The sequence below is a fragment of the Eubacterium sp. AF36-5BH genome (genome assembly GCF_003460505.1).
Lineage (GTDB): Bacteria > Bacillota > Clostridia > Lachnospirales > Lachnospiraceae > Eubacterium_G.
Window position 1 is genome coordinate 19,064 of record NZ_QTVG01000010.1, and the last position, 22,486, is coordinate 41,549.

The 22,486-nt window shown below is 33.6% G+C and carries 23 protein-coding genes and 1 riboswitch; of the genes, 21 read left to right on the forward strand and 2 right to left on the reverse strand.

The features are described 5' to 3' along the window. Nucleotides 1-47 precede the first annotated feature (47 nt). Nucleotides 48-3,422: a lectin like domain-containing protein gene (locus DW006_RS10385; protein WP_118000377.1), complete on the forward strand. Its 3,375-nt coding sequence runs from the start codon at nucleotides 48-50 to the stop codon at nucleotides 3,420-3,422. Nucleotides 3,423-3,473: 51 nt separating this feature from the next. Continuing rightward, nucleotides 3,474-3,857, forward strand: a complete 384-nt coding sequence (locus DW006_RS10390; RefSeq protein WP_118000379.1) for a sugar nucleotide-binding protein — start codon at nucleotides 3,474-3,476, stop codon at nucleotides 3,855-3,857. A 105-nt stretch (nucleotides 3,858-3,962) separates the two neighbouring features. Here DW006_RS10390 and DW006_RS10395 read toward each other — a convergent pair whose 3' ends face one another. Both DW006_RS10395 and DW006_RS10400 read right to left on the reverse strand, forming a co-directional pair. Further along, complete coding sequence (locus DW006_RS10395; protein WP_118000381.1) at nucleotides 3,963-4,940, reverse strand: Gfo/Idh/MocA family oxidoreductase; 978 nt, start codon at nucleotides 4,938-4,940, stop codon at nucleotides 3,963-3,965. Nucleotides 4,941-5,110: 170 nt separating this feature from the next. Further along, on the reverse strand, nucleotides 5,111-5,956 hold the full coding sequence (locus tag DW006_RS10400) for a MurR/RpiR family transcriptional regulator (protein WP_118000383.1): 846 nt from the start codon (nucleotides 5,954-5,956) through the stop codon (nucleotides 5,111-5,113). A 315-nt stretch (nucleotides 5,957-6,271) separates the two neighbouring features. Here DW006_RS10400 and DW006_RS10405 point away from each other — a divergent pair, with 315 nt between their 5' ends. The 19 genes from DW006_RS10405 to DW006_RS10485 all read left to right on the forward strand — a co-directional run bounded on the left by DW006_RS10405 (nucleotide 6,272) and on the right by DW006_RS10485 (nucleotide 22,483). Next, nucleotides 6,272-6,916 (forward strand): GDSL-type esterase/lipase family protein, encoded by a 645-nt coding sequence (locus tag DW006_RS10405; protein WP_118000385.1) that lies wholly within the window; start codon nucleotides 6,272-6,274, stop codon nucleotides 6,914-6,916. A 55-nt stretch (nucleotides 6,917-6,971) separates the two neighbouring features. Next, nucleotides 6,972-7,044: riboswitch (Fluoride riboswitch) on the forward strand. A gap of 58 nt (nucleotides 7,045-7,102) precedes the next feature. After that, entirely contained in the window at nucleotides 7,103-8,329 is a 1,227-nt protein-coding gene (locus tag DW006_RS10410; protein ID WP_118000387.1) for a chloride channel protein, read from the forward strand. 74 nt (nucleotides 8,330-8,403) lie between these two features. Next, complete coding sequence (locus DW006_RS10415; protein ID WP_118000389.1) at nucleotides 8,404-8,613, forward strand: hypothetical protein; 210 nt, start codon at nucleotides 8,404-8,406, stop codon at nucleotides 8,611-8,613. Nucleotides 8,614-8,951: 338 nt separating this feature from the next. Beyond that, the gene (locus DW006_RS12095; RefSeq protein WP_158561118.1) at nucleotides 8,952-9,128 is read left to right on the forward strand and encodes a hypothetical protein; all 177 of its coding nucleotides are present in this window, start codon (nucleotides 8,952-8,954) and stop codon (nucleotides 9,126-9,128) included. Beyond that, nucleotides 9,082-9,531, forward strand: coding sequence for a hypothetical protein (locus DW006_RS10420; protein WP_118000391.1), 450 nt, complete (start codon nucleotides 9,082-9,084; stop codon nucleotides 9,529-9,531). The genes DW006_RS12095 and DW006_RS10420 overlap by 47 nt, the downstream gene beginning before the upstream one ends. A gap of 48 nt (nucleotides 9,532-9,579) precedes the next feature. Next, a complete protein-coding gene (locus DW006_RS10425) occupies nucleotides 9,580-10,875 on the forward strand; it encodes a leucine-rich repeat domain-containing protein (protein ID WP_118000393.1) in 1,296 nt (431 codons plus the stop codon). 120 nt (nucleotides 10,876-10,995) lie between these two features. Continuing rightward, nucleotides 10,996-12,060 carry an FAD:protein FMN transferase gene (locus tag DW006_RS10430; RefSeq protein WP_118000396.1) on the forward strand — a complete coding sequence of 355 codons (1,065 nt, stop codon included), beginning with the start codon at nucleotides 10,996-10,998 and terminating at the stop codon, nucleotides 12,058-12,060. A 147-nt stretch (nucleotides 12,061-12,207) separates the two neighbouring features. Further along, complete coding sequence (locus DW006_RS10435) at nucleotides 12,208-12,474, forward strand: 4Fe-4S binding protein (RefSeq protein WP_118000398.1); 267 nt, start codon at nucleotides 12,208-12,210, stop codon at nucleotides 12,472-12,474. Between the two features lie 44 nt (nucleotides 12,475-12,518). Next, on the forward strand, nucleotides 12,519-12,650 hold the full coding sequence (locus DW006_RS12385) for a hypothetical protein (RefSeq protein WP_022165394.1): 132 nt from the start codon (nucleotides 12,519-12,521) through the stop codon (nucleotides 12,648-12,650). Nucleotides 12,651-12,674: 24 nt separating this feature from the next. Continuing rightward, complete coding sequence (locus DW006_RS10440; protein ID WP_118000400.1) at nucleotides 12,675-13,070, forward strand: NusG domain II-containing protein; 396 nt, start codon at nucleotides 12,675-12,677, stop codon at nucleotides 13,068-13,070. Between the two features lie 163 nt (nucleotides 13,071-13,233). After that, nucleotides 13,234-13,719 carry a Gx transporter family protein gene (locus DW006_RS10445; RefSeq protein ID WP_118000402.1) on the forward strand — a complete coding sequence of 162 codons (486 nt, stop codon included), beginning with the start codon at nucleotides 13,234-13,236 and terminating at the stop codon, nucleotides 13,717-13,719. 64 nt (nucleotides 13,720-13,783) lie between these two features. Continuing rightward, nucleotides 13,784-13,930 carry a penicillin-binding Tp47 domain A-containing protein gene (locus DW006_RS10450; RefSeq protein ID WP_118000404.1) on the forward strand — a complete coding sequence of 49 codons (147 nt, stop codon included), beginning with the start codon at nucleotides 13,784-13,786 and terminating at the stop codon, nucleotides 13,928-13,930. Beyond that, on the forward strand, nucleotides 13,879-14,181 hold the full coding sequence (locus DW006_RS11980) for a hypothetical protein (protein ID WP_147337652.1): 303 nt from the start codon (nucleotides 13,879-13,881) through the stop codon (nucleotides 14,179-14,181). Before DW006_RS10450 ends, DW006_RS11980 begins: the two co-directional genes overlap by 52 nt. A 36-nt stretch (nucleotides 14,182-14,217) precedes the next feature. After that, nucleotides 14,218-14,505, forward strand: a complete 288-nt coding sequence (locus DW006_RS10460) for a hypothetical protein (RefSeq protein ID WP_118000408.1) — start codon at nucleotides 14,218-14,220, stop codon at nucleotides 14,503-14,505. Between the two features lie 71 nt (nucleotides 14,506-14,576). Further along, complete coding sequence (locus DW006_RS10465; RefSeq protein WP_158561119.1) at nucleotides 14,577-15,755, forward strand: WYL domain-containing protein; 1,179 nt, start codon at nucleotides 14,577-14,579, stop codon at nucleotides 15,753-15,755. After that, nucleotides 15,755-16,666 (forward strand): WYL domain-containing protein, encoded by a 912-nt coding sequence (locus DW006_RS10470; protein ID WP_118000412.1) that lies wholly within the window; start codon nucleotides 15,755-15,757, stop codon nucleotides 16,664-16,666. Before DW006_RS10465 ends, DW006_RS10470 begins: the two co-directional genes overlap by 1 nt. 158 nt (nucleotides 16,667-16,824) lie before the next feature. Beyond that, complete coding sequence (locus DW006_RS10475; protein WP_118000414.1) at nucleotides 16,825-18,036, forward strand: RtcB family protein; 1,212 nt, start codon at nucleotides 16,825-16,827, stop codon at nucleotides 18,034-18,036. 20 nt (nucleotides 18,037-18,056) lie between these two features. Further along, the gene (locus tag DW006_RS10480; protein ID WP_118000416.1) at nucleotides 18,057-19,259 is read left to right on the forward strand and encodes an HD domain-containing protein; all 1,203 of its coding nucleotides are present in this window, start codon (nucleotides 18,057-18,059) and stop codon (nucleotides 19,257-19,259) included. Nucleotides 19,260-19,489: 230 nt separating this feature from the next. Next, nucleotides 19,490-22,483: a glycoside hydrolase family 16 protein gene (locus tag DW006_RS10485; protein ID WP_118000418.1), complete on the forward strand. Its 2,994-nt coding sequence runs from the start codon at nucleotides 19,490-19,492 to the stop codon at nucleotides 22,481-22,483. The last annotated feature ends 3 nt before the right edge of the window (nucleotides 22,484-22,486 follow it).

A 22,486-nucleotide genomic window follows, 5' to 3' on the forward strand; every position in this document is an offset into this window, starting at 1 on the left:
AATATATAATTAAGGTTTAAAAGAATAAATGATGAAAAGGAGATTTTATGAAAAAAGGGTTTAGTATAATCATGGCGTTTGTTACGGTTATGACAATGCTTTTTAGTGGCGTAACTTTTGCTGATGATACGAATGAAAATGCAGAAAATAAAACAAAAGAAAGTAATTTTACAAATCTTATAGTATTTGCAAGATTTTTAGACGAAGATGAATTTATAGATAATTCTTATAATGGGGAATCTGTTAGAAAAATTACAGATAATACTTATAACAGTGCATATTTTAATGTTTCGGATTATTATGAAATTACGTCAAGGGGAAGTCTTAAGATAAATAGCGTGTATTTGTTTAATAAAGGTGGTTCAGTGCAGTTATCTCATCCAAGAGGATACTATGCAGAGTATAGTGAAGAGAATCCTGAAGGTTACAGGGACAACGGAGAGAGAGCAGAGCGTATGTACGAATTAAAAACAGACTGGTCTGAATCTATAAACAGAGCTATATCAGCGGGCAATGTGATTACAAATTATGATGGTACAAAAAAGTACAACTTTTCTGAACTTGATAAAAACAATGATGGGGTAATCGATGCAATCACCATTATTTATAAAAATACAATTCAGAGTATCTCTGTGGGTTGGTCCTCCCCTTTATGGAATTATAAGGATTATGCAGATTACGTAAAAATAAATGCAGATGGAAAAACAATTACAAGTAAAAACTATGTACAGGTGACAAATTCTTATAATTATTTATACAAGGATAATCGGAAAAACGTGATTTTGCCTATGGCAGTGGCAACTCATGAAATGGGGCACATTTTAGGATTTAAGGACTTGTACAATAGTTCAAATAGTTCGCCGGTATATTATATGTCTGCAATGGCAAAGCATATGTCACCTGTGCCACAGTTTATATCTGTAAAAGAAAGAGAAGCAAAGGGGTGGCTTACATCTGACAATGTTAAAACAATTTATCAAAATGGACAGTATACCTTAAAGGAAGCATCGACTAGAGGAGATTCACAGATAGTCGGATACAAATTAAATTTAAAAGGAACCAATAAAACACTGTACTTAGAATATAGAAATTTTGGCACAGGTGGTAATAAGTATGATTGTCAGTCAAAAGAATTGTATAAAACAGATGGAACGAAGCTAAAAGGATTGACAATTGGTTCAGGACTTGTTTGTTATTTGGTGGACAAAGATACAAAATTCCCAAACAACATGGGATGCGTTGCAGGAAAGTGGAATTATGAAACATTAGGTGGTACATATGCAACAAAATCTGATGCACCATTAAAACTGAATCAGAGCTTGGAAATAACTGATGATATGCATGTTGAAGTCACAAATATAACTGATAATCAATTAACATTTAAAATAGAAGGTGATTTTGAAGAACAACAGACTGAAACTAAAGAGATATCAGACAGGGAAAAATACGATGGAAGGGACGATGGCATAGTAACACCAGTAAAAGATCAGGGAGATACCAATTTGTGTTGGGCATATTCAAGCATTGCAGCAGCAGAATCATCCATTTTAAAAAGTGGAATTGATCCTACAGTAACAAAAGATACATTATCATTAAATCCGATGGCGGCAGCTTATAGAGTTTTTAAGAGAGAAAGCGATCCATTGGGAAATACAGATGGAGACTGGCAATCAGTAAATTATTTGATGCAGTCAGGAGACCCGTTAAAAATTGCCAAGTTATATTCAATGTGGTGGGCACCGGTATCGGGTAATGTGGTTACCACAAACCCATATGATAATCCGTCATATAGATTTGAAAATGCAATTTATATACCTGAAAACAAATCAAATCCGGAAGAATACATTAGGTCAATAAAAAAAGCCATAGCAAAATATGGGGCAGTAACATTTCAGTACAATAATGCAAGAGAAACGTTATACTACAATCCAAAGAATGAACATAGCAGTACAATTTCTCCCCATGCATGCACAATCATTGGATGGGATGACAATATTCCATCAGACAAATTTGTACCAAATGGTGCTACCAAAAATGGTGGTTGGCTTGTAAAAAACAGTTACAAATCATTGGAGTATTTTTGGCTGTCATATGACAATACAAGCAGTTGTTCTTATGCATTTTCATTTGCACCAAAGGATAAGTATGACTTTAATTATTACTATGATGGAAGCATGGACGATTTCCCATTAAGAAAAGATAAGTCAGTGGCAAATGTATTTAAAGCAAAAAAATCTGATAATCTAAAAGACGAATATATAAAAGCAGTAAATGTGGCTATTGGTGGTGAAAATGTAACCGCTAAAGTGGAGATATATAAAAATGTAGATTATCCTTATGGTGGACAGGAAAATGTACCAGTTTCAGGTGGTTATCTGGCAAATACTACAACGGCATATTTTGAAAATAGCGGATATGTAACAATAGAACTGAATCAGCCGGTAAAAATCGAAAAAGACCAATGGTTCTCTGCAATAGTAAGTGTTTCAAATGAAAAGGGCGACGCCAAAATAATGACTTCATATAAAAATGGCAGGGAAATGTCATATATAAACAACGGTAGTGGATGGACACAACTTAAAAATTATGTGGGAAGAATAAAGGTATACACAAAATTGGAGAACAAAGTGGAGAATCCAACTATAGAAGTGCCTACAACGGAAGCACAAACCACAACTGAAGTGCCTACAACATCAGAGCCAACAACAGAAGCACCAACCACATCAGTGACAACAACACCAAAGGCAACAACGGAAGTGACAACAACATTAGAGCCAACAACGGAAGCACCAACCACATCAGTGACAACAACACCAAAGGCAACAACGGAAGTGACAACTACATTAGAACCAACAGCAGAAGCACCAACTACATCAGTGACAACAACACCAAAGCCAACAACGGAAGTGACAACTACATCAGAACCAACAACTGAGAAACAAACTGAGACAACTGTCACAGTAGAACCCACAGCTGAAATATTGACTACAGAAAATACAACATCAGAAACTACTGGAGAAAATCAAACAACTGACGAAACAACATCAGAAAAAGAATCAACTACAACTTTTGGACAGGTTGTAACAAAGGAAAATGAACCAACAACTAACGGAAAAACTACAACTCGTGTTGACGGTGTAAATAAAAAGAGTTTAAAGCAAACAAAAATTCTAAAAGTAAAAAAACTTAAAAATAGAAAAGTGAGAATTACTTTTAAAAAGATAAGTAAGGCTAAAATATATCGGATACAGTATTCAACTAACAGAAAATTTAAGAAAAACGTAAGAACAAAACGTACAAGAAAGAATACATATCTGTTAAGAAAATTGCGTGTTAGAAAAAGATATTATGTAAGAGTGAGAGCAATAGTTGGAAAAGACAAAGGCAAATGGAGCCGTGTAAAATCTTTTAAAGTGAGGTAAGCGGTTTTATAAGTAATTGGACAGGGAGTTGGGGCTAACGCTCTTGCAGACATGGGAATTTGTGAAAACAATCCAGAGGAATCTTATTTTGCAAATGTGCAGGTACCGATGTATTTGGCAAAGGCGGCAAAAGGAAGAAAACTTATTTGTTTCAGCTCGGATCAGGTTTATAGTGGTTGTGACGATGATGGACCTTATGCGGAAGAAAATGTAAAGCCGGCAAATGTTTATGCAACTCATAAACTGGAAATGGAGCAGAGGGTGTTGGATATTGAACCATCAGCAGTTATGTTAAGGGCTGAATGGATGTATGATATGGAAACCACAAAAGATAATTATTTTACATTGCTAAATAAAGAAAAGACGGTTTATTTTAGTTCACAGGAATTTAGAGGAATTACATATCTGAAAGAAGTGGCAGAAAATATGGTATAGAATTCAGTGATGCACTTGACGGAGTGGTTAGATGTGCAAAGGATTATAAGATTATATAAAAATAGAGCTGTAAGTAGATTTTAAAACTTACAGCTCTGTTAATTTCTATTTTTCTTCTTCAGGATATTTAAAGCCCCATGATTTTCTAAATTCAGTCATCATATCCATAACGTCTTTTGTATAGTCAAAGTGCATGCAGTCAACATCGCCGTTAATTGCTTTTTCCATATCAGCAAGTTCGTAGGCGAGAGCGTCTGCATTTTCGCCGGCTTTGATTAATTCAGTTTTGCCAGAGTCAGTGTATGTTATGGTAGCTTCCCAAGCTCTAGGATATTCCATTATTTCAATATAACCTTTTTCGCATGAAACCATACCACGTTTTGGCTGCTTAGAATGAAGTGAAAGCATAACGCTTGCCATCTGACCTTCTTCGTTTGTTAGAAGTAAACCAGCCTGCTCGTCAACACCTGTTGGAGCAGACTTTACCTGAGATACAAGGTTGTTAGGTTTTGAATCCATAAACCAGCGGATAAATGAAAGTGCGTATACACCGATATCGAGCATTGCACCTCCGGCAAGGTTTCTGTTGAAAAATCTGTTTGTCATATCATATTCTTTAAAACTTCCAAAGTTCATAGTAATAAGGTTCACTTTTCCAAGTGCTCCGGATTCCAAAATCTCGTTTAATTTTTTGTAAATTGGCATGTGGAAAATTGTCATTGCTTCACCGATAATAACACCTTTTTCTTTTGCCAAAGAAATTGCTTCGTTTAATTCATTGCTGTTAAGTGTTATGGATTTTTCAACAAGTATATGTTTTCCGTTCTCAATTGCTTTCTTCATAAATTCAAGATGTGTGTTATGTGGAGTTGTGATGTAAACAACATCAACTTCTGGATCAGTAAACACATCATTTATATTGTCATATACTTTTCCGATATTATATTTTTGGGCAAAATCAACAGCCTTTTGATGTGTGCGGTTTGCAACAGAATAAATATTTTTTCCATTTTTGATTAATGTCTGTGCCATTTGGTTGGCAATAACTCCGGTACCTAATACAGCCCATTTAATTTCCTTCATAATAAACCTCCTTGTGGTTAGATAAACACGTAAAATTTCACAAAGCATATTGTAAAAAGCGGTTTAATAGATAAACACGCATAAAAATTAATTTTACGAATAAATACACTGTGAAAATTAATTTCGTAACACAAAGATACCATGACATATAAATTTCGTCAATAGAAAAATTATTCTTTTGTGAAAGCTATAGATGATTCATGCTGAATAATGGAATCATAAGCTTCTTTTCTCATAGATGTAAGGAAAAGATAAAGCACTTCGATTACCATTGTGGCAGAAACTCTCGAAAAACGATATTCATCAAGAAATAATTTTTCGCGGGTTGCTGTTGTTATATGATAATCACTGATTTTAGCAATAGTCGATTTCTCACTATTGGTTATTGAAATTGTAGTTGCCTTCTTTTGTTTTGCAGCTTCTAAAATATTAATGACACCGGTTGACTCCCCTGAATTTGAAATTGCAATAACTACGTCATCAGGTGAAAGGTTGTAACTGTAGGCAAGCTGGGTTTCCCAAACAGGAGTTGAAACTGCGGAAATCCCAATCTGGTTAAGCTTGTAGGCTCCGTCCATTGCTACAGGAACAGTGTTGCCAACAGCAGCAAAAAGAACATTGTGGGCATTATTTATTCTTTTTAAAATGTCCTGCAGATTTTCAGAATTCATCATTGAAACTGTTTGAGTAAGTTCGGCAACTTTATTTGCCAATATATTTTTCAATGATTGTTCCAAATCATCTACTGAAATATGATTAGACAATTCATCGTCTTCCGACTGGGAAACCATTTCTTTTGCAATAGAAATTTTAAGATGGTGAAAGCCCTTCATATCAATTTTTTTACAAAAACGTGAAACGGAAGCTTCACTTACCTGACATTCTTTGGCCAGTTCGCCAACGGTCATATCCACGATTTCTTTTGGATGATGAATGATGAAATTGCCAATCTTCTTTTCGGTTTCAAAAAAAGTATCCATAGAAGCACATATTTGATTAATAACTGATTTTTCCATATATAAAGTCCTTTTAATAAAAAATTTATGGGTTGCTAGAAATTTACTTCAATTCGAGCTTGCTTGTAAGATTTAGTGAAATAGTATTTCTTCGTACAAAACACTTAGTAAACAAAGTTTCATAAGTAACTTTACTTTAATAATGAAAAAAATGCAATAGCCTCATAAAAGTGTGAAAACTATGGCAAAATATGCTCATAAAAGTGTGAAAACTGTGGAAAAATATGCTCATAAAAGTGTAAAAATGTTAAGAAATATCCTCATAAAAATGTAAAATTGTGTATAATGATATGAGAAATTGAAAGGAATATAGTTATGATAAACGGAGAACAAATGGTAAAAGTAGAAAAGTATCGTGTACTTAATACAATGGTAAAAGAAGGACAGATTTTATTTACTGGTTCTTCTCTAATGGAACAATTTCCAATTAATGAATTACAAATGGATTTTGGAATTAAGGAAATTATTTACAATAGAGGGATTGGCGGATTTACAACTGCTGATATGCTTCAATGTATGGATGAGCAAATTTTTGGAGTCAAACCTTCCAAGATTTTTATAAATATTGGAACTAATGATATTAGTGATCCTAATACAGATTTTGACATTCTTTTAAAAGAAATGTTGAAAAATTATGAAGAAATATTAGGTCAGATAAAAGATAAATTACCAAAGACATCTGTGTATACAATGGCTTTTTATCCAGTAAATAGTGTTGATATGCTTCCGGATTGCCCTTTTGAGCAAACTGTTTTTTATCATAGAAATAATGAAACGGTGCCAGTAGCTAATGAAGAGGTGAAGAAATTAGCACAGAGAATGGGATGTTATTATATTGATGTGAATCAGGGGTTAACGGACCGTAGAGGAATGTTAAAGAAAGAATACACTATGGACGGAATACATATGTATGCCAATGCATATAAAATTATTTTAGATAATATGAAAAAGTATTTGTAATAAACTTAAATTGACACATACCTTTATATATGCTATCTTTTTCATAGTTAAAAAATTAAATAAAGGGAATGAGGTTCTCCCTTGATTTTATCAAAACCGCTAGTAAAGCTGATGACTTCTGTGTAACAATGCACAGGTGAATCAGCTTTTTTTATGTAATATAAATTCCACATAAGGAGACAACAAATGAACAAACAACAAATATACGAAAAAGCAATTCTAACGATCAAATATATTATCCTTTCAATTATAATCGGTGTTGTTGTGGGAATAGTAGACACAGTTTTTGGAAGAGGCTTAATTGCAATATCTGATTTCAGAACAGCCAATTACAAATATCTTATTCCGTTTTTACCGGTAGCAGGACTTTTAATTACATGGCTGTACCTACGTTTTAGCAAATTAAGTTTAAAAGGTATGACACTTGTATTTGAAGTTGGGCAGGAGAAAAGGGATTCAATACCACTTGCGCTAGTACCACTGGTTATGGTTGGAACATGGATAACACATCTTTTTGGAGGTAGTGCCGGCAGGGAAGGTGTAGCTGTTCAGATAGGGGCAACACTTTCACATTATTTGGGCCGAAAAATGAAAACACCAGACAACAGCAAAGTTATGCTAATAACAGGTATGGCAGCAGGTTTTGGTGGCTTGTTTCAAACTCCTTTGGCGGCGACTTTTTTTGCTATGGAAGTAATTGTTGCAGGTTATATGGATTATCAGGCATTGCTACCTGCAATAATCGGAGCCTTTGTAGCTTCATATACGTCCCACTTTCTTGGACTTGAAAAATTTGCTGTAGAACTAAAAGGAACGGTTGATTTTTCAAATATTAAAATTGTGGTAGCAGTTATAATTTTAGGATTAGCATTTGGAATTGTAGGAAGATTGTTTTCAAAGTTACTTCAAGTGCTAAAAAAAATTATGGCAGAAAAATTTATAAATCCGTACATAAGAATTGGTGTTGTTTCAATACCATTGGCAATAGTGTTGATTTTCCTTTGGCAGGGAAGATACAGCGGACTTGGAACTAACTTGATTTCCAGCGTTTTTTCAGGTGGAGAGGTTTATGGCATTGACTGGATTTTGAAACTGTTACTAACAGTGCTTACTTTATCAATTGGTTTTCAGGGCGGTGAAGTAACACCACTGTTTTCAATAGGGGCAACTTTAGGAGCAGTTCTCGGACAACTTTTAGGCATATCACCAATATTATGTGGAGCGCTAGGTTATGCAGCAGTATTTGGAAGTGCTACAAATACATTGATTGCGCCAATAATGCTTGGAATAGAAGTGTTTGGTGGAAGTAACATGTCATTGTTTGTGGTGGTGTGCAGTATTGCATACATTGTTAATGGAAATAAATCAATTTACGGTGCACAGGAAAAAAGTAGTAATTTACAAATAAAATAAGTTTTATTAGGCAGATAAATGTGTTAGTCTAGTTATAAAGGTACGTTACTAAAAAATATGACAGGAATAATATATTGACAGAAAATACAAAAGGAGAAAAAGTACAATATCTAATATTTACAATGCTATTAGCAGTATTGGTAATTGGCTTTGCAGGCACAGCAAAAGCTGAGAATTGGTACGATGGCTGGCATGAATCAAGTTCAAGATTACAAAAGATGAAAACGGAGGGCTTATATATACTGAAGAACCATTGCACCGGGAACATCAACTATTACAGGTAAGATAGGAGACAAAGAATATAGTTTCAAGGTAATCGTAAAACCTTACATGGGTGCAAAAATGAGTTCGGTTAAAGCAGTGGATTATAAGTCTGTTAAGGTTACATGGCAAAAAGCAAATGCGGCAACAGTTGGAACCCATACATTTAAGCAATAGGCAGGAAAATCTTACATATATAAAATAAAATATGTATTTCCTGAATATTCAGTGGATTCAAAGGAACGTTCATGTTTAAACTTTGCAAGTATGATTATTGGGGTGGTGTTTACTGTGCACCGGATGGAAACTTCTATGTAGCAGTTGGTTATTCTAATGACAAACAAAAACAGTAATTAAAGTTTTGAAATATTCATCATCATGGAAACTTCAAAAAACATGTAGCATTACAGGTGATGCCTGGAATGTGTTTGGCGGAATAGTGACGCCTTTTACATCAGGTAATGTAAGAATGGATATGCGTGGAAACTACTTTGGACAACATTATTACTGTTGGAACATCAGTCACACAGAACTATAAAGTTGCCGGTGTAACAGGAAATAGTGGAAAATATAAAAAGAATGTATTTATGACAATTACAGACAAAAATACATTAAAATCTAAAATAAAATGGCTTACTACTTACAATCCTAAGAAGTCAAAAATAACAGTACGAGAAGTAAGAACTGTTAAACTTTCAGATGATGCCATTGTAATTATGTACACTACTGTAAAGAAATCAAAATCAACATTACATTACATTGTAGTAAATAATCAGGGTAATGTAATTTGCAAAAAGACTTATAAAAACATGGAATTTACAGCAAGTTCACAGCCAAAATTATACAATGGAGCAATTAACTGGGTAGATATGAATTTAGTTTACAAAAAAGTAAAGTGGCATGGCAGACCACAAAACCGTCAACAAGCAGATACATTATAAAGTCGGCTTGAAAGTTTTAGTTTTAGCGGAAATTTAATAGGAGGGCATATGGGTATATTTAGTAGTAAACAGGAACTTGAAAGAAACATAAAGGAGCTTAACAAAAAAGTTGAAGCTTTAAGCGGTGAGAAAGAGGCTCAAATTAATGAGATAAAAAAATTAAAAATGGATGTTGCAGTTTTAACAAATGCCAACAATGAATATGAGAAAAAATACGTTAATACAAATTTGGAATGCTCATTTTGTTATACAACATTGCAGAAAAATTTTGTATATTGTCCTAAATGTGGTAAGAAAATTGAGAGAAAGATTCAGGTAGAAATTGAAAACAAAAGTCATAATATGTTTGAGATTGAAAATGACAAAGACGGTGTGTTGATAACACAATACAATGGCTTTTCAGACAAAAAAATAGTTATTCCGTCAAAAATAAATGGTCAAACGGTAATAGGTATTTGGAATAATGTTTTTGAAAAATGTACTAATTTAGAGGAAGTAGTGTTTCAGGAAGGCTGCAAATATATAGGAAAGGATGTTTTTACTAATTGTAGTAATTTGCAAAAAGTCACTCTTCCCAAAAGTTTGCTAGAAATAGGAGATGGAGCTTTTTCTAAAACAAAAATTATAGAGATAGCGATTCCACCAAATGTGAAAGTAATAGGAGACTGTGCTTTTTCATATACACCTTTAGAAAATATTATTTTACCTGATAACTTAAAGTGCATTACAGCAGGTATGTTATCTAACACTGAACTTGAAAAAATAACAATACCGGAAAGTGTTGTGCATATTGAGTATGGAGCCTTTGAGGATTCTAAGTTAAAAGAAATTGAGCTTCCGCAGAATTTATACTCAATAGGTAGATTTGCATTTGATATACCGTCGCTGAAAAAAATTATTATTCATTCAAATGTGGAGATTATGGAAGAAAATATTTTTGGTAAACAGTATGGTGAAAAAACAATTGATTTGACAATATGTTGCCCTGCTGGCTCAAAGGCACAGTTATATGCAAGGAAATATAGGTGCAATTGTTGCGAAATTCCAAAAAGCTTAACAGCAAATAAGGAAATTTGTGCAAGGGGACTTTGGGTAAAATTTGTATTATTAAAAGAAACAATTGATTTAAATGTGTTGTGTAAAAAATTATCAATTAATAAAGGGGAAACCTGGTCATGGAAAACAAGTTCAAGTTCTGTTGAAATTAACAAAGTTATGAGTATGGATGAGGCTGAAAGACTAAAGAAAAATTTTGAATGGTACATCAATGCATATCAGAAGGAATTATTTATGGGTGGTGTAGCTATAAAAGATAATCTTGTGGAAATACTGGAGTATTGGTAACCATAACATCCCACAAATTACCAACACGACAATTATTGACAATATAAAATCATTGTGCTAGACCATGCAAGTTAGCACAAACTAACACAAGTAAGCGAAGAATAATAAAGAGGCATTTATATGAAAAAATTATTAGCAATTCTTTTAGCATCGATGTTACTTGTATGTGGATGCAGTAAAAATAATATATCAGAAAATAATGCAGGAGGAGTATCGGCTGATTCCAAATCAGAGGAACAAAAAATTACAGTGGATCTTTTTGCAATGGACACATACATGCAGGTGACAGCTTACGGAAAAAATGCAAACAAGGCAGTAGAACAGGCAAAAAAAAGAATAAATCAGCTAGACAGCATGCTTTCTACAGGCAAGAAGGAAAGTGAAGTCAGCAAGTTAAACAGTGAAAAAACTTTAACACTTTCAGAGGATGTAGGAAACATTGTGGAACGTTCTTTGGAAATCTACAAAAGTACAAAGGGTGTTTTTAATCCGGCAATTTATCCTGTAATGCAGGCTTGGGGATTTGATACAAAAAAATATAAAGTTCCATCAAAGGAAAATTTGCAGGCAACTTTAAAAAATACAGATGCTTCAAAAATCAAATATAATAAGTCTTCAAGAGTCGCAACATTTGAAAATAAGAAAATGGAAATTGACTTTGGAGGAATTGCAAAAGGTTACACATCGGCAGCAGTTATGAAGATTTTTAAGGACTGCGGTGTGACAAGTGGTCTGGTTAGTCTTGGTGGTAATGTTCAGGCATTAGGTAGCAAGGTTGATGGCAGCAGTTGGAAAGTGGCAATTCAAAATCCTGACAGCGAGGAAAACTATCTTGGAGTGCTTAATATAAAGAACAAAGCAGTTATTACATCAGGTGGCTATGAACGTTATTTCGAAAAAAACGGAAAAGTTTATCACCATATAATTGATCCGGCAACCGGCTATCCGGCAAATGCAGGTCTTAAATCAGTGACAATTGTTAGTGAGGATGGAACACTTGCAGATGGTTTGTCAACATCATTATTTATTATGGGGCTTGAGAAAGCCGAGAATTATTGGAGAGAAAACAGTGATAAGTTCGATGTGATTTTCTTAACAGACGATAACAAACAGTACGTTACGGAAGGAATTTACAAAGATTACTCATCTGATAATAAAGTAATAAAAATTACTAAGGATAAGTAATAAAAGTAAATAAAATTAAAAAAGACGAATGTTATAAAACTTTGTAAAAAGATAATCAGAAACTAAGCAGATAAAAATAATTTATAAATATAAACAGGACTGAAAAATTACAAAAGGCAAAATAGAAAACAAGGTGGAAACATACAAATGAAGAAGATAAACAAAAGGAAAATTCAAAAATATATCAGAATGATAATTCTGCTAATATTCTTCACAATTATGCCATCAATTTACACCACAGCCTTTTCAGGTGTTAAGTACATTTTCACCCAAATTGGAAATGGACAGCAGGTGGAATTAACATCTTTTGTTACAATATTAATTGTGTTATGCTTATACACGATAGTTTTTGGCAGATTCTTTTGTGGCTTTGCATATGCTTTTGGCAGTTTAGGCGACTACCTTCAGGAATAGAACTACCAAATAGTGGTGAGAACATTCAATCAGGAGAATGTTTTATGTGTCAAAAATGTATGAATATATGCCCAAAACAAAATGTTAAAACATCTACAATAAAAGGAAATGGCATTGGTTTTATTTTAATAAGAGCAGCCATTCTTATAATCATAATGAAGTGGGCTGGTATTTAAGATTGGTAAACTAGGAGCATTTTAATGAAGAAAAAAGATATTATTCTGGTGATTGTTGTTCTTTTAATAGCCGGAGTTTCGTATAGCATGATGCATTTTATGAGGTCGGGCGAAGGTCATTTGGCACAGGTATCAGTTGATGGCAAAGTGCAGGGGACTTATTCATTAGATAAAGATAGAACAATAGAAATTAAATCTTCAGAAGGAAAGAACATTCTTATCATTAAAGAAGGAAAGGTGGAGATGAAAGAGGCAGATTGTCCTGATAAGTATTGTGTTAAGCAGGGCAAAATCAAAAATGTTGGTGAGACAATAGTGTGTCTGCCACATAAAGTTGTGGTTGAAATAGAAAAGACAAGTAAAGGCACAGATTCTAATGACAATATGAAAAATGATGAAATAGATGCAGTAGTGAAATAGCTAAGCTATAAAGCATAAACAATAGTTAAATAGTTAAGATGTTAAAACATAAACAATAGTTAAATAACTAAAATGATAAAACACATACAGAAGCAAAAGGACTAAATTTTGCGAAAATTTGTAAGGTTGGAAAAGTAATTTAATATTTCAGGAAGGAGTTAATATGGATGCAAAAAGAATAGCAAATATGGCAATGCTGGTAGCGTTAGCAATAATTTTTAGCTATGTAGAATTTATGATTCCTATTAATCTTGGTATTCCCGGAATAAAATTAGGGTTGGCAAATTTAGTAATTGTAATAGCTTTGTACACACTCAAACTAAGTGATGTGTGGATTATTTCAATCCTAAGAATACTGATAATCGGCTTTATGTTTGGAAGTGGTATGTCGATTATTTATAGTTTGGCAGGGGCTATTGTAAGCTTAATCGTAATGATGCTTGTGAAAAAAATTAATGGTTTCAGCATCATGGGAGTTAGCATGATAGGAGCAGTATGCCACAATCTTGGACAGATTGCGGTAGCAATGATAGTCGTAGAAACTACAAGTATTTTGTATTATGTACCGGCTCTTTTGGTTGCCGGTTTAATCACAGGTGCAATAATAGGTATAATTTCAAAAAGAGTATTAGTTGCCATAAAAAAGTAAAACAAATTTTTTTACCCTAAAGATTAGATGAAACTAATAAAAATAAGTCAAAACAAACAAATATGTGTATGCAGGACTTACATGGCAGGAATGTTGGGCAAGTGAAGGTGTATATGAAGCAGGAAACGTACAGTCTTCAGAGGCAGAAGACAGTAGAGGTTGCAACAACAAACACTTGAATACAATGGAACAGAAAAAAAGGATGAGGTAATAGAACTAAAACTGTCAGATGCATTTGCTCATCCTGAGGATAAGGGAGAGTTTGAATGGACTGCTAAAGTGATAAATATAAATACGGGAAATAATAATAGTTTGATTTCAAAGTGTAAAGTCCTAAAGGAATATGTTATACTAACAAGTAGGATGAGAGAGTATATCAGTAAGTATTCCGGTAAGGATTTCAGTGACGAGGAAGCAGTGAAAATGGCTGTGGATGAATGTATAAATGAAGATGTGTTGTGAGAATTTCTGCTGGAAAATAAGGCGGAGGTGGTTAAAATGTTCTTGACAGAGTATAACGAAAAGCAGACATTGGAAAACACGTATAACGATGGCGTTGAAGTTGGTAAAGAAAAGGGGATAGAAATTGGCAAAGCTCAGGGCATTGAATTTGGAGAACGCAGAAAGCTTATTGAAATGGTATATAAGAAAATCAAAAGAGGAAAAACTGTAGAAGAAATAGCAGACGATTTGGAAGAAGATATAGAAGTAATTAATCCTATTTTTAATGAAATAGAGAAGGTAGGGTTAGATAAAAGTTTGGAAGAAATAATCGAAAACAGTTAAGGTTAATGTAATGAAAGGACAGTATGGCTTATTCGGAGTTAATTAAGAATTTTTCTAAAATAAGAGATTACATGAAGGAATTTTATATATATGGTTTTAAGACGCGAGAAGAATTCGATGAAAAAAGTGCAAGAAGCTATGACAATGAAAGACGACGTATAGAAAGCTATTTAGGAGAATATGTTTGTTTCAGACAAACTCAAGCAGGAAAAAATGTGTATATATCCATGGACGGAACGGAAAATACACACAATCCACTGTATAAGGCTTTTAAATCAAAAAGTTTTACTGATAAGGACATAACATTACATTTTATAATTTTAGATATTTTAGCTGATGGTAATTATTATACGTTAAAAGAGTTACTGACAAGTATAGATAATGATTACCTATATAATTTTCAGGAGCCAATGTGTTTTGATGAATCTACTTTAAGAAAGAAATTAAAGGAATACATTCAATTAGGAATTATAGAATCAAAAAAAGAAGGCCGTCAGGTTTTATATAAAATTGTAGAAGATGAGTTAGATATATCTGAATATAAAGAGGCAATTAGATTTTTTTCAGAAGAAAACATGCTGGGTGTTGTGGGAAGTTATTTAGAAGACAAAATGGAGCAGGAGAAAGAATATCTGGCTTTTAAAAATCACTACATAATGAATGCTTATGATACGGAAATAATTGAAAAGATACTTCGGGGGATTTATGAGAGAAGACAATTAATGATTGCAAATCAATCAAGAAGAAATAAAGTTATGTCAGAATGGAAAGTGGTTCCATTAAAGTTGTATGTAAGTACGCAAGGAGGAAGGAATTACTTGATATGTTCAAATATGTATGGAAAGCAAATGTCTTTTAGAATCGATTATATTAAAAGTGTGCAATTAGGCGAAATAATTGAAAATTATGATTCGTATTTAAGAGATTATCAAAACAGAGTAAAACATATGTGGGGTGTTGTTTGTGACAAGGGCAAAAACTATGAACATATAGAAATAGATATAAATGTTGAGCAGGGAGAGGACTATATTGTTAAGCGTCTCAGTAGAGAAAAGAGATGTGGAAAAATAGAAAAAATTGATGATAACACATATAGATTTACTGCAGATGTATACGATTCGAATGAAATGATTACGTGGATAAGAACTTTTATAGGAAGAATAAAAAAGATAAAGTGCGATAATCCTGAGGTAGTAAATCAGTTGAAATTTGATATTGTGAAAATGGCAAAGTGGTATGAGGTGATGTGATGATTTTTAATGAAGTATACGGTTGCTACTATAATGCAGTTTCAAAAATAATAGAAAACGCAATAGATGGAGAGTTAACTGACAGAAAATTAAATGATTTATCAAAGCAGTATGCTTTCGAAGAAAGCAATCTTACCATAGTTCCTTCAATAAAAAATCAACAATGGCAATTAATAGACGAGAACATGAAGACACCAATCTTGAATAAACCAAGGATGCCGCTAACAATGATTGAAAAGCGCTGGTTAAAAACAATATCAAATGACTCTAAATTCAAATTATTTAATGAAAATACAGAGAAAATGGATAATATTGAACCATTATATAATCCGGATGACATTGTTTATTTTGACAGATATACAGATGGTGATGATTTCGAGAATCCCGTTTATATTGAAGAATTTAGAAATATTGTTTATGCAATTGAAAATCAATTAATGGTAAAGGTTAAATATAAAACCAGAAAAAATGCTATTCGAAAACGAAAATATTGTCCAATAAAAATAGAATATTCGGATAAAGATGACAAGTTTAGAGTTATATGTGGTCAAAACGAATATATTAGTACATTGAATATAGATAGAATAGTTGAACTGGAAGTATTAGATGAGCATTTTAATTCCAGTGAAAAAATTTGTAAAAAAGAAAAGAATCAGTTGATTCTTGAAATCATTGATGAGAGAAATGCTCTTGAAAGGGTGATGATGAAATTTGCCTGCTATAAAAAACAAGTAGAAAGAGTAGATGATGAAAAATATTTAATGACTATGGATTACAACGAAGAAGATGAAACGGATATTTTAATTCAGATTATGAATTTTGGAAGTTTGGTTAATATTAAAAGTCCGTCAGAGTTAAAAAGTGAAATGAAAAATAGGTTAAAAAAGCAAATCGAAATGCTTAATTGGTAGTTCGCAACTTTTTTTCCAAGATTATTTTTCCCAAAATCTGTATATTATCAAGTGTAAAGATGCTAACAGCAAAGACAATTGGTAATATACAGATTTTCTTATTTTGAGCATCTTGCAGATAGTAAATAGATACATACAGCAAAAGGGAAGGTGAGAATATGTTTGAAATAAAAGGAAAAGTGGCAACTGCCATATGTTATGCATCGGTAGTAGAGGATATGGCAATTGATCAGATAAGAAGAATGTGTGATTATGATTTTACGGAAGGTTCAAAAGTTAGAATTATGCCTGATGTACATGCAGGAAAAGGATGTACGATTGGAACAACCATGACTATAAAAGATAAGGCAGTTCCAAATGTAGTAGGTGTAGACATTGGCTGTGGAATGTACACTGTTAATTTAGGAAAGGGAGAACTTGACTTAAAGAAATTAGATGAGATTTGTCATTATATCCCATCAGGTAAAGAAGTATGGGAAGGCAAAAAGGAAAAGTTTAATTTAGAAGAATTATATTGCTTTAGAGAGTTGAAAGATACAAGAAGACTTGTAAGAAGTATAGGAACCCTTGGTGGTGGAAACCATTTTATAGAGGTTGATAAATCTGCTGATGGAACTAAATACTTGGTAATACATTCAGGAAGTAGAAATCTGGGAAAACAGGTTGCGGAAATTTATCAGAAATTAGCCATGGATTTGGACAGGGGAATTGGAGAATATTTAGATAAACGGGAAGAAATAATTAGAACGTACAAAGAGCAGGGAAGAAGAAAAGAGATACAACAGGCGCTTGCCAAGTTGAAATGGGATAGAGAGAACAAAGAGACTACTATACCGGAAGATTTATGCTATTTATCAGGAAAATATTTAGACAGATATTTACATGATGTAGAAATTTGTCAGAGATTTGCAAGAAGAAATCGTGAAAAAATGGCAGAAATTATTTTGGAGAAAATGAATTTGACGGCAATGGATACTCCCTTTCATACAATTCATAACTATATTGATACAGAGGAAATGATTTTAAGAAAAGGAGCAATTGCAGCACACAAAGGTGAAAAAATTCTTATACCTATTAACATGAGAGACGGAAGTGTTTTAGCGTATGGTAAGGGGAATCCTGACTGGAATTATTCAGCACCACATGGAGCAGGCAGGATAATGTCAAGAACAATGGCGAAAAATACATTGAGCATAGATGAGTACAAAGACGCAATGAAGGATATTTATACTACATCAATAAATGAGTATACTTTAGATGAAGCACCTATGGCATATAAGGCAATTGATGATATAATAGATGATATTGCAGATGCCGTAGACATAATTGAGGTTATCAAACCAATTTATAATTTTAAGGCATCGGATTAATCAAAAATCATGGAGGACCTATGCCAAAATACAACGACTTATCAAAAGAATTACAGGAAAAAATAGAACAGGACCGAGCTAATCACGTGGTAAATCCATACGCTTTTCGCAATGAGGATGCTCTTCGTAGAAAGATGGACTGGGATAAAAACAAACTTCTAAGACCGGCGTTTGTACGTGACTGTGAGAAAATCCTACATCTACCAATGTATAATCGTTATGCTGACAAAACACAGGTATTTTCATTATACAGAAATGATGATATTTCAAGGCGTTCCAGTCATGTGCAGTTGGTATCAAGAATAGCCAGAAACATTGGTGGGTTGCTGGGGCTGAATACGGATTTAATAGAAGCTATTTCATTAGGACATGACATTGGTCACACACCATTTGGTCATGCAGGAGAGCACAAACTAAATGAATTATACAATGGAAACACCGGAAGATATTTTAATCACAATGTTCATAGCGTAAGAGTTCTTGATCAGATTTTTAATCTGAATCTTAGTATGGAAACGTTGGACGGAATACTATGCCACAATGGTGAGATGGAGCTGGAAAAATACAAGCCGATTGCGTATAGAGATTTTGATATTTACGATAAGAAAGTTGAAGAGTGTTATGTAAATAAAGAGGCTAACACCAAGTTAATACCGGCGACCCTAGAGGCATGTGTCATGAGAATTTCAGATATTATTGCATACCTTGGAAAAGACAGACAGGACGCTCAGGAGTTGGGACTTTTTGAGACATCGCCAAAATACTACGAAGGTAAAATCGGAACTACCAATTCCGAGATTATTAACAACATGATTGTAAATATTGTGGAAAATAGTTATGGCAAAGACTACCTGAAAATGGATGAAGATTTCTTTGAAGCTTTTTCACAGGGAAAGAGAGAAAACTATTCTTTAATTTATGGTAATTCAAAAGTTAAAAAGGTTTACGAAGAAGAAATCAATCCGATGATGGAAGAAATCTACGAGAAGCTTTTGAAGGATGCAAAGGCTCATAATAAGAATTCGGTATTGTATAAACATCACATTAATTACATTAATGAAAGAGCAAAATATTATACAAATGAAGATTATGATGAAAACGAGGCAAATGAAAAGGTAGTTGATTATATTGCAAGCATGACAGATGACTACTTTGTAGACTTATACAAATACCTGTTTCCAAAGGGGAAACATCATGTAAAATACATTGGATATTTTGAATAAAAAATATGAAATTTAAAAGAACACTAAAAATGGTTTTATGAAAGAATAATACTGTTCAGGTGTCATTTTTTTAGAATGGTGGCTAAATTTTAGGTTTTGTTGTTGAAAAAATGGGGGTATGTTAGTATAGAATGTAGACGAATAAAATTGTTTTTATTCATTTTTGACCGAATAGATTAACAGAGGAAGGAGCGCATAATACTTAGTAGAAAGTATTACGTAAAAGCATTATGTTTAAGAAAATTATAGCTGTAGCTACAAGCGTTACAATGTTATTTTCAGGAATAGCATTTAGTCCGGCAAAAAAGGTAAACGCGGCAGTACAGTCATCACAGGGAAGCGAGACATGGAAGTTAGTATGGAATGATGAATTCAATCAAACTGTTGGAGGTGCACCTGATCAGTCAGTATGGTCTTACGATATAGGAGTAGGAAATGGTGGCTGGGGAAATGCAGAACGTCAGTATTATACAAACAGTACAGATAATGTATATATTGCAGATGTGTCAGGTGATTCAAATTCTTCAGATGGAAGGGCACTGGCAATTAAGGCAATCAAGTCTGGAGATAGTATAACATCAGGTAGATTAAAATCATTAAATAAACAATATTTAAGATATGGAAGAATAGAAGCAAAAATCAGAACAGAAAACGGAATGCAGTCAGGTGTGTGGCCTGCATTTTGGATGATGGGAAATGATATCGAAAGTGGAGCACCATGGCCATATTGTGGTGAGATAGATATTATGGAACACAGAAATGCAGAGCAGAATGTTATTGGAACACTACATTATAATAGTGGAACAGGTACATCAGCAGGTTACGCTCACCAATGGATTGGTAGTGAAATCAATGGTCAATATGGTTATATTGGCGATATGAATCAGTGGCATAAATATGCTGTTGAATGGTACGAAGACGTTATCAAGTTTTTTGTAGATGACACTTGCTTTGAAACACTTAACATATCAAGTGATGAAATGGAAGAATTCCAAAAAGATCATTTTATTCTTTTAAATTTAGCAATTGGTAGTAAAAATTCACCATTTACACTTGGACAAACAATCAGCGATAGTTTCACAGATGCAACAATGTATGTGGATTATGTTCGTGTATATCAGGGAACAGACAGCTCATTTAGAAGAGCAAAGTCAACTGAAGGTGTGACAAATCCTGAGCTAACAACTAGAGGTGATGGAATGACAGTATGTCAAAACAGTAGAGTTGTTCTTGGAGATTGGGGCTACAATATTTGGGATGGAACTTATGCCAAGTATTCAGGTGGCGAAAGTTTAGATAATTTTAAAATAAAAATCATTGATAACAAGAAGCAAAATTGGGGAATACAAGCATTTGTAAAAGATATTTCAGTAACGAAAGGTAAAAAGTATAATGTTAGTGTAGATGTGGATTCTGACGGAGTAACTCCGGCTATTCTGATGAAAGAAGATGGTAGCCAAACAGAGTTGTTTAATCAGGGACTTATTGCAGGAAAAAATGTTTTACATGGAACTTTTACGGCAAACTCTGACACTATGAAATTAGTATTTAACTTACAAAACGTTGATTCAGGAACAACATTGAATTTCTCAAATGTAACAGTAACTGAGGTTTCAGATGGACAGGATACAAGTAAAGAAACATCTCAGGTAACATCAACGTCCAAAGAAAATCAGACAACAGGTGGTACTGTAACTCCTTCTAATTTAACAGAAATTAAAGGTGGAGCAGAAAATACATATTACTATGATAAAGATTCAATGGAGAATATTAAAGAAGTAGTAAATATTCAGCAGGCAGGAAATGCTACAGAACCTGGTATTTATGTGAACGTTCCGGCAGGTATCAGCGATGTTAAGGTAAACGGTGTAGCATTGGATGCAACCGCTATTCAGGGTGCAGGCACATGGATTTATTTGTCAAAGCTTACAAAAAGGACAAATAACGTTGAAATAACATATGCAGGTGGCGTTGCAAAAATCACAATTACAAATAAGTCAATGCCTGAAGGTAGTGATGTAACAACAACATCACAGCAAACAACTACAACAAAGCAGCAGGAAGCAACAACATCACAGCAGACAACAACTAGCAAACAGGAAGTAACGACAACAAAACAGCAGACAACAACTAGCAAACAGGAAGTAACGACAACAAAACAACAGACAACAACTAGCAAACAGGAAGTAACGACAACAAAACAACAGACAACAACTAGCAAACAGGAAGTAACGACAACAAAACAACAGACAACAACTAGCAAACAGGAAGTAACGACAACAAAACAACAGACAACAACTAGCAAACAGGAAGTAACGACAACAAAACAACAGACAACAACTAGCAAACAGGAAGTAACGACAACAAAACAACAGACAACAACTAGCAAACAGGAAGTAACGACAACAAAACAACAGACAACAACTAGCAAACAGGAAGTAACGACAACAAAACAACAGACAACAACTAGCAAACAGGAAGTAACGACAACAAAACAACAGACAACAACTAGCAAACAGGAAGTAACGACAACAAAACAACAGACAACAACTAGCAAACAGGAAGTAACGACAACAAAACAACAGACAACAACTAGCAAACAGGAAGTAACGACAACAAAACAACAGACAACAACTAGCAAACAGGAAGTAACGACAACAAAACAACAGACAACAACTAGCAAACAGGAAGTAACGACAACAAAACAACAGACAACAACTAGCAAACAGGAAGTAACGACGACAAAACAACAGACAACAACTAGCAAACAGGAAGTAACGACAACAAAACAACAGACAACAACTAACAAGCAGGAAGTAACGACGACAATAAAACAACCAAATACTTCAACAACATTAGGAACAACAAAAGCACCTGAAACTGTGCAGCAGACAACTACAGCTAATAAGGTTGACTCAACTAAGGTTAAGTTAGGAAAAACTAAAATTGCCAAAGCTTCAAAGAAAAAGAATGTTAAGAAGATTAAATTAACGCTTAAAAAGATTAAAGGAGCAAAGGGCTATCAGGTTAAAGTTTCCACGTCAAAGAAATTTAAGAAAAAAACAACAGTGACAAAAACTATTAAAAAACTTACTAACACAATTAACATTAAAAAACTCAAAGTAGTTAAGAAATATTACATTAAGGCAAGAGCTTTTAGCAAGACAAAGGGAACTATAAGCTACGGCAAATGGAGTAAAGTTAAAGTAGTTAAGATTAATTAACCA

Bases quoted from the DNA above. Each gene is read 5' to 3' on its own strand.
- DW006_RS10385 (WP_118000377.1), top strand. From the start codon at position 48: ATGAAAAAAGGGTTTAGTATAATCATGGCGTTTGTTACGGTTATGACA.
- DW006_RS10390 (WP_118000379.1), top strand. From the start codon at position 3,474: ATGGGAATTTGTGAAAACAATCCAGAGGAATCTTATTTTGCAAATGTG.
- DW006_RS10395 (WP_118000381.1), bottom strand. From the start codon at position 4,940: ATGAAGGAAATTAAATGGGCTGTATTAGGTACCGGAGTTATTGCCAAC.
- DW006_RS10400 (WP_118000383.1), bottom strand. From the start codon at position 5,956: ATGGAAAAATCAGTTATTAATCAAATATGTGCTTCTATGGATACTTTT.
- DW006_RS10405 (WP_118000385.1), top strand. From the start codon at position 6,272: ATGATAAACGGAGAACAAATGGTAAAAGTAGAAAAGTATCGTGTACTT.
- DW006_RS10410 (WP_118000387.1), top strand. From the start codon at position 7,103: ATGAACAAACAACAAATATACGAAAAAGCAATTCTAACGATCAAATAT.
- DW006_RS10425 (WP_118000393.1), top strand. From the start codon at position 9,580: ATGGGTATATTTAGTAGTAAACAGGAACTTGAAAGAAACATAAAGGAG.
- DW006_RS10430 (WP_118000396.1), top strand. From the start codon at position 10,996: ATGAAAAAATTATTAGCAATTCTTTTAGCATCGATGTTACTTGTATGT.
- DW006_RS10435 (WP_118000398.1), top strand. From the start codon at position 12,208: ATGAAGAAGATAAACAAAAGGAAAATTCAAAAATATATCAGAATGATA.
- DW006_RS12385 (WP_022165394.1), top strand. From the start codon at position 12,519: ATGTGTCAAAAATGTATGAATATATGCCCAAAACAAAATGTTAAAACA.
- DW006_RS10440 (WP_118000400.1), top strand. From the start codon at position 12,675: ATGAAGAAAAAAGATATTATTCTGGTGATTGTTGTTCTTTTAATAGCC.
- DW006_RS10445 (WP_118000402.1), top strand. From the start codon at position 13,234: ATGGATGCAAAAAGAATAGCAAATATGGCAATGCTGGTAGCGTTAGCA.
- DW006_RS10460 (WP_118000408.1), top strand. From the start codon at position 14,218: ATGTTCTTGACAGAGTATAACGAAAAGCAGACATTGGAAAACACGTAT.
- DW006_RS10465 (WP_158561119.1), top strand. From the start codon at position 14,577: ATGAAGGAATTTTATATATATGGTTTTAAGACGCGAGAAGAATTCGAT.
- DW006_RS10470 (WP_118000412.1), top strand. From the start codon at position 15,755: ATGATTTTTAATGAAGTATACGGTTGCTACTATAATGCAGTTTCAAAA.
- DW006_RS10475 (WP_118000414.1), top strand. From the start codon at position 16,825: ATGTTTGAAATAAAAGGAAAAGTGGCAACTGCCATATGTTATGCATCG.
- DW006_RS10480 (WP_118000416.1), top strand. From the start codon at position 18,057: ATGCCAAAATACAACGACTTATCAAAAGAATTACAGGAAAAAATAGAA.
- DW006_RS10485 (WP_118000418.1), top strand. From the start codon at position 19,490: ATGTTTAAGAAAATTATAGCTGTAGCTACAAGCGTTACAATGTTATTT.